The 6802-nt window shown below is 48.1% G+C and carries 4 protein-coding genes; 1 reads left to right on the top strand and 3 read right to left on the bottom strand.

Annotated elements, in window-relative coordinates; translation table 11 throughout:
- Nucleotides 1-230: 230 nt before the first annotated feature.
- Nucleotides 231-1814 carry a glutamine-hydrolyzing GMP synthase gene (gene guaA / locus L4D76_RS19020; protein ID WP_428442462.1) on the bottom strand — a complete coding sequence of 528 codons (1584 nt, stop codon included), beginning with the start codon at nt 1812-1814 and terminating at the stop codon, nt 231-233.
- Nucleotides 1815-1931: 117 nt separating this feature from the next.
- Nucleotides 1932-3395, bottom strand: coding sequence for an IMP dehydrogenase (guaB, locus tag L4D76_RS19015; protein WP_428442461.1), 1464 nt, complete (start codon nt 3393-3395; stop codon nt 1932-1934).
- A 259-nt stretch (nt 3396-3654) separates the two neighbouring features.
- Between guaB and xseA the strand changes: the two genes are divergently transcribed.
- A complete protein-coding gene (xseA, locus tag L4D76_RS19010; RefSeq protein ID WP_428442460.1) occupies nt 3655-5004 on the top strand; it encodes an exodeoxyribonuclease VII large subunit in 1350 nt (449 codons plus the stop codon).
- 81 nt (nt 5005-5085) lie between these two features.
- On the opposite strand, the gene L4D76_RS19005 is transcribed toward xseA, so the two are convergent.
- Nucleotides 5086-6699, bottom strand: coding sequence for an ABC transporter ATP-binding protein (locus tag L4D76_RS19005; protein ID WP_428442459.1), 1614 nt, complete (start codon nt 6697-6699; stop codon nt 5086-5088).
- Between the last annotated feature and the right edge of the window lie 103 nt (nt 6700-6802).

The raw sequence follows: 6802 nt of genomic DNA, 5'->3' as shown, positions 1-6802 counted from the left end.
GTTAAGGGAAACGGAGGCAAGAGCATCTGAAAGTTGCATAAAAAAATCCGGAATCATTAACTGATTCCGGATTATGTCAGCCTCATAGGATCGTTCAACTGATCCTTAACTGATCGGCATTACCCGAAGGTGCCTTTTTAATTCATACTTGCCGAATTGGCTCGACCAGCACGATGTATTTCTTTCGTCGCAAGTTCATGCCAAACGCGACATGAACCCGCAAAGAAATATTATTCCCACTCGATAGTTGCAGGCGGTTTACCCGAAATATCGTAAACCACACGCGAGATCCCATCGACTTCATTGATGATACGGTTCGAAACCTTACCTAAGAAATCGTATGGCAGATGTGCCCAATGCGCGGTCATAAAGTCGATAGTCTCAACCGCACGCAGAGATACAACCCAGTCGTATTTACGACCGTCACCCATAACACCGACAGAGCGAACAGGCAGGAATACGGTGAATGCCTGAGACACCTTGTTATAAAGATCGGCGTTGTGCAGCTCTTCAATAAAGATAGCATCCGCACGACGTAGCAATTCACAATACTCTTTCTTCACTTCGCCAAGTACACGCACACCCAGACCAGGCCCAGGGAATGGGTGACGATAAAGCATGTTGTAAGGCAGGCCTAATTCTAAACCAATCTTACGCACTTCATCTTTGAACAGCTCTTTAAGCGGTTCAACCAGACCCATTTCCATATCATCAGGCAGACCGCCCACATTGTGGTGCGATTTGATAACGTGTGCTTTACCTGTTTTCGAAGCCGCTGATTCAATCACATCCGGGTAAATGGTTCCCTGAGCCAGCCACTTAGCATTCTTCAGTTTCTTTGATTCTTCGTCGAATACATCGATAAATACATGACCAATGATCTTACGTTTTGCTTCAGGATCGTTCTCGCCAGCCAATGCATCTAAGAAACGGTCTTCCGCTTTAACATGTTCAATCTTCAGACCGAAGTGGTCGCCAAACATGTCCATGACCTGCTCACCTTCGTTTAAACGAAGTAAGCCGTTATCAACAAAGACACAGGTCAGCTTGTCACCAATTGCACGGTGAATAAGCATGGCGACGACTGATGAATCAACACCACCAGACAGACCGAGAATAACTTCATCATCGCCTACTTGCTCTTTGATGTCCGCAATAGCATTTTCGATGATGTTGGCTGATGTCCAAAGCTTCTCACAGCCACAGATGTTAAGAACGAAGTTCTCAATAATCCGCATGCCCTGACGGGTATGGGTAACTTCCGGGTGGAACTGCACACCGTAGAAATGCTTCTCTTCATTGGCAATTGCCGCATAGGGGCAAGTATCTGTTTGCGCAACCTTGACAAAGCCAGACGGGATTTCGACCACTTTATCACCGTGGCTCATCCATACATCCAGCAACGCATTACCATCTTCGGCGATTGCATCTTCAATATTTTTAAAGAATGCTGTTGGTTCAACAACTTCGACTTGCGCGTAACCAAATTCACGCTTAGTAGAACCTGCAACCTTGCCGCCAAGCTGCTCGGCCATTGTTTGCATGCCGTAACAAACACCAAACACAGGTACACCCGCTTCAAACACATATTGTGGTGCGCGAGGTGATTCATCTCCGGTTACGCTCTCCGGACCACCAGAAAGAATAATACCGTTCGGGTTGAAGTCACGAATATCGGCTTCATCAACGTCCCAGCTCCAGAGCTCACAATAAACACCGATTTCACGGATACGACGGGCGATCAGCTGAGTATATTGAGAACCAAAATCCAGAATAAGGATACGTTGGTCATGAATATTTGTGGATGTAGTCATTATCGAGAAGTCTCAAAAATAATTGAAAAAAGTGGGGGCCATAAAACGCCCCCGATCTTATACAAGTTTCCCGCGCAGGCAAACGTTTTCGTCACGATCGAATGATCAGTAAACAAATCAACGCATACGGTAGTTCGGCGCTTCTTTAGTAATGGTCACATCATGTACGTGTGACTCTTTAATACCCGCACCAGAGATACGAACGAACTCAGTTTTAGTACGCATTTCTTCAATCGTTGCTGAACCCGTCAGGCCCATGCTAGAACGAAGACCGCCCATTTGCTGGTGAACGATTTCTTTGACATGGCCTTTGTAATCAACGCGACCTTCGATACCTTCAGGAACCAACTTGTCAGCAGCATTATCAGACTGGAAGTAACGATCAGAAGAACCTTGAGACATCGCACCGAGTGAGCCCATACCACGATAAGATTTATAAGCACGGCCTTGATACAGTTCAACTTCACCCGGTGCTTCTTCAGTACCCGCAAACATTGAACCGACCATCACACATGATGCACCAGCAGCAATCGCTTTACACATGTCGCCAGAGTAACGGATACCGCCATCAGCGATGACAGGAATACCAAAGTCTGATGCTGCTTCTACAGCTTCAGAAATAGCCGTTAGCTGAGGAACACCCACACCGGTTACGATACGTGTTGTACAGATAGAACCAGGGCCAATACCAACCTTAACCGCATCGACGCCGGCATCGATGAGTCCGCGCGCACCTGAAGCCGTCGCGACATTACCACCGATGATTTGTAATTCAGGGAAGGCTGCACGGGTTTCACGAATGCGTTGCAGAACGCCTTCAGAGTGGCCGTGAGATGAATCGATAAGCAGCACATCAACACCCGCTTCAACCAATGCTTTAACGCGTTCTTCGTTACCCGCGCCGGCACCAACTGCAGCGCCAACACGCAGGCGGCCTAGCTCATCTTTACATGCGTTAGGCTTACGTTCTGCTTTCTGGAAGTCTTTCGCGGTGATCATGCCTTTAAGTTGGAAGTTATCATTCACCAGTAGCACTTTCTCTACACGGTGCTCTTGCATGATGGCTTCAACTTCTTCACGCGAAGCACCTTCTTTCGCTGCCGCCAACTTATCTTTTGACGTCATCACTTGTTCAACCAGCATCGAAAGGTCGGTAACAAAACGTACATCACGGCCAGTAATGATACCAACAAGCTCGTTGTTATCAGATACAACCGGAAAACCAGCAAAACCATTTATTGCAGTCAGCTCTTTCACGTCAGCAATCGTAGCCGTTGGTTTTACAGTCACAGGCTCAGACACCACACCAGCCTCGAACTTTTTAACCATGCGAACCTGATCCGCTTGCTGTTCGATAGGCATGTTTTTGTGGATGAAACCGATACCACCTTCCTGAGCTAACGCAATGGCGAAACGCCCCTCGGTTACTGTGTCCATTGCAGCAGAAACCATAGGAATATTTAGCGTAATTTTCTTCGTTAGTTGGGTGCGCAGATCGGCAGTGTTAGGGAGAACCGTAGAGTGTGCTGGAACCAGCAGAACATCATCAAAAGTTAAAGCTTCTTGTTTGATACGTAACATTGCAATATCTCACACCGAGTTAAGGTTTATAGAAGGATAAAATATTGCGAACAAATTATACGTAGGGTGCAATCGTTTGGCTACAAAAAAATTATATTTTTTTATTGACACTTTTTACTTGATACGTAATATATGTCGGTTAAGTTTCCGGTGCTACGGTCAGCCGTGTACGCCCATGATCTGTCTATAGATCTGCCTGTACACTTTTCATTCTCTTCCAGCACTTCACTTTGCCTTTCGATAACAGGTGTTTCACCTCGTGACTATGTTCGCTCAACAGACCCAATCTAACGATCGTATCTATACCGTTTCCAGCCTTAATGCTGAAGTCCGATTATTACTCGAAAATGAAATGGGTATTGTCTGGCTGGTTGGTGAATTGTCAAACCTGTCGATGCCGGTTTCCGGCCACTGGTACTTCACCCTGAAAGATTCCCGCGCTCAGGTAAAATGTGCCATGTTCCGTGGTAACAACCGCCGGGTAACCTTCAAGCCAGCCAATGGCACCCAGGTACTGGTTAAAGCGCGTTTGTCCTTGTATGAACCGCGCGGTGATTACCAGCTGATCATCGAAAGCATGCAGCCGGAAGGGGATGGTCGCTTACAGCAACAATTTGAGCAGCTAAAGATGGCTCTTGCCGCTGAAGGGTTATTTGCCCAGTCACTGAAAAAATCACTGCCGGAGCAGCCTCAGCAAGTGGGTATTGTGACCTCGAAAACAGGTGCGGCACTGCATGATATTCTGAACGTTTTACAACGCCGCGACCCGAGCCTGCCCGTTGTTATTTACCCGACGATGGTACAAGGGGAAGGTTCTGCTATCTCGATAGCGCAAGCCATCGGGCGTGCCAATACCCGTCAGGAATGTGATGTATTGATTGTTGGGCGAGGCGGTGGCTCATTGGAAGATTTGTGGGCCTTTAACGAAGAAATTGTGGCCCGGACTATCGCCGCCAGCCAGATCCCAATCGTCAGTGCGGTCGGCCATGAAGTCGATGTGACTATTGCTGATTTTGTTGCCGATGTTCGCGCGCCGACACCGTCTGCGGCAGCAGAGCTGGTCAGTCGCGACATGACCCATCAGACGCAAAAAATTGGTCAAAAAACACAGTTACTTCACCATGCAATGAGTAACTATCTAGCCGAGCACTCGACCCGCTTGGTTCGCTTACAACACCGTTTAGAACGCCAGCATCCGCAATTGCGATTAAATCAGCAACAGCAGCATCTGGATGATATTTCCAGCCGCTTAGAACGCGCAATCAATAAGCTCACAACCGGGCATCATCAGCATTTAGAGCGGATCGAATACAAACTGGCTTTACATTCTCCGGTGCAAACAATTAAACACAATTCGACCCGACTGAAACAGGCAGAACACCGCCTGCTCGATGCCATGGATCGCCGCCTGCTCAATGCCAGCCACAAACTGGCAATGGCCGCTGAAAAGCTGGAAACCGTGAGCCCGCTGGCAACCCTTGGCCGCGGTTATTCCATTACCCGGGACACCAAAGGTAATGTGATCCGTCGTGCTGATCAGGTTAAGGCCGGGGATGAATTACACACTAAAGTGGCAGACGGTGAAATTCGTTCTGTGGTCACGGAATAACCCGCAAAATATCCCAAAGCCGTTACAATAAAACGTCGCTTAAAGCGGCGTTTTTCTTTCAAAAAGAATCACTTTTTTAGCTTAATCAGCAACATCTATCAACATACACGCCTCAATCAGGCATTGGGTATAGGTCTGCTGCGGATGGTCAAAGATCTGATCCGGTGTGCCGCGCTCTACCACTTCACCTCGCTGCATCACAATCACTTCATCAGAAATCGCTCTTATCACAGAGAGATCATGACTGATAAACAAGAAGGCAATATCACGGTGCTTTTGGATATCTTTTAGCAGCTCCAGAACCGTTAGCTGTACCGACCGATCCAGCGCTGAGGTCGGTTCATCGAGCAAAATAAACTGTGGCTCTGAAATCAATGCCCGAGCAATCGCAATACGTTGGCGCTGACCACCGGAAAACTCATGGGGATACCGGTTGATACTGGAAAGCTCCAGACGCACTTCTTCCAGCGCTTTACGGGCTTTGTGCATTCGCTCTTTCTTACTCAGCGTGCCGAACACAGTCAGTGGCTCGGTGATGATCTCACCGATCGTCATACGAGGTGAGAGCGATCCGAACGGATCCTGAAATACCATCTGCATATGACGCTTCAGTTCAAACCGCTGACGGGCAGTCATCGCCTGTAGCGACTGCCCCTGAAACTGAATCACACCCGTGGAAGGTAACAGCTGCATAATCGCGCGGCCTAACGTCGATTTTCCTGAACCGGATTCACCGACAATACCAACGGTTTGCCCCTGTTTTAATGTCAGGCTAATTCCTTTTACCGCATCGAGGTATTCACTAGGCAGGCCAAACCAATTGGTTTTCAAAACATAACGCACATGCAAATCATCAACCTGCAAAATACAGGGGGCTGATTGCTCGGTTTCATGCTCGGCGGGTTTGGGCTCGGCATCCAGCAGCATCTTGGTATAGTTATGGCGAGGTTGCTCAAAGACTTGCTGTACGGTTCCTTGCTCTACGACCTCCCCTTTACACATCACCACCACATCATCCGCAAAATGGCGAACGACACCGAGATCATGAGTAATGAACAAAATAGCCATCCCCATCTCGGCCTGGATCTCTTTCAGCAGCTTCAGTACTTCAGCCTGTACCGTGACATCCAGTGCGGTTGTCGGTTCGTCGGCGATCAGAATATCAGGGGTATTGGCCAGCGCCATCGCAATCATGATCCGCTGTAACTGACCGCCGGAAAACTCATGCGGATAGTGACGTAAACGCTTTTCAGGCTCGGGTAAATGTACTTTGTTAAACAGGGCTAAGGTTGCGTCTTTTGCCTGCTTTTTAGATACTTTTCGATGGTAGACAATCGCCTCTGCTACCTGCTCTCCTACAGGCATATAAGGATTTAAAGAGGTCATCGGTTCTTGAAAAATCATCGCGATACGATCACCACGGATAGTTCGTAATGACTTCTCTGACATCGTCAGCAACTCCTGCCCCTGAAAACGGACGGAGCTCGCGGGATCGATACGCGCATTGGGTGGCAGCAGGCCCATGATGCCGCTGGATGAAATAGATTTGCCTGAACCTGATTCACCAACCAGCGCCAGTGTCTGCCCTTTCTGCAGGCTGAAGGAAACGTCTTTAACCGCTTCGACCGTTTCCGTTTCCATCTGAAATGAAATCGAAAGGTTAGCGACGTCCAACAGCGGAGATGCTGAAGCCATCCGAATACCCCCATCAGTGATAATTGCACATAATTCACTTTCAAGTATGCAACTAACCGTCTTTTTTACCAGTTTGTTCAGAATGGCCTAACCACAGGCATTG

The organism is Photobacterium sagamiensis, from assembly GCF_050337085.1.
Lineage (GTDB): Bacteria > Pseudomonadota > Gammaproteobacteria > Enterobacterales > Vibrionaceae > Photobacterium > Photobacterium sagamiensis.
The sequence above is the reverse complement of the archived record's forward strand: the minus strand, read 5'-3'. Positions and strand labels throughout refer to the sequence as shown.

Coding starts and splice junctions, on each gene's coding strand:
- guaA (WP_428442462.1), bottom strand. CDS start 1,814: ATGACTACATCCACAAATATTCATGACCAACGTATCCTTATTCTGGAT.
- guaB (WP_428442461.1), bottom strand. CDS start 3,395: ATGTTACGTATCAAACAAGAAGCTTTAACTTTTGATGATGTTCTGCTG.
- L4D76_RS19005 (WP_428442459.1), bottom strand. CDS start 6,699: ATGGCTTCAGCATCTCCGCTGTTGGACGTCGCTAACCTTTCGATTTCA.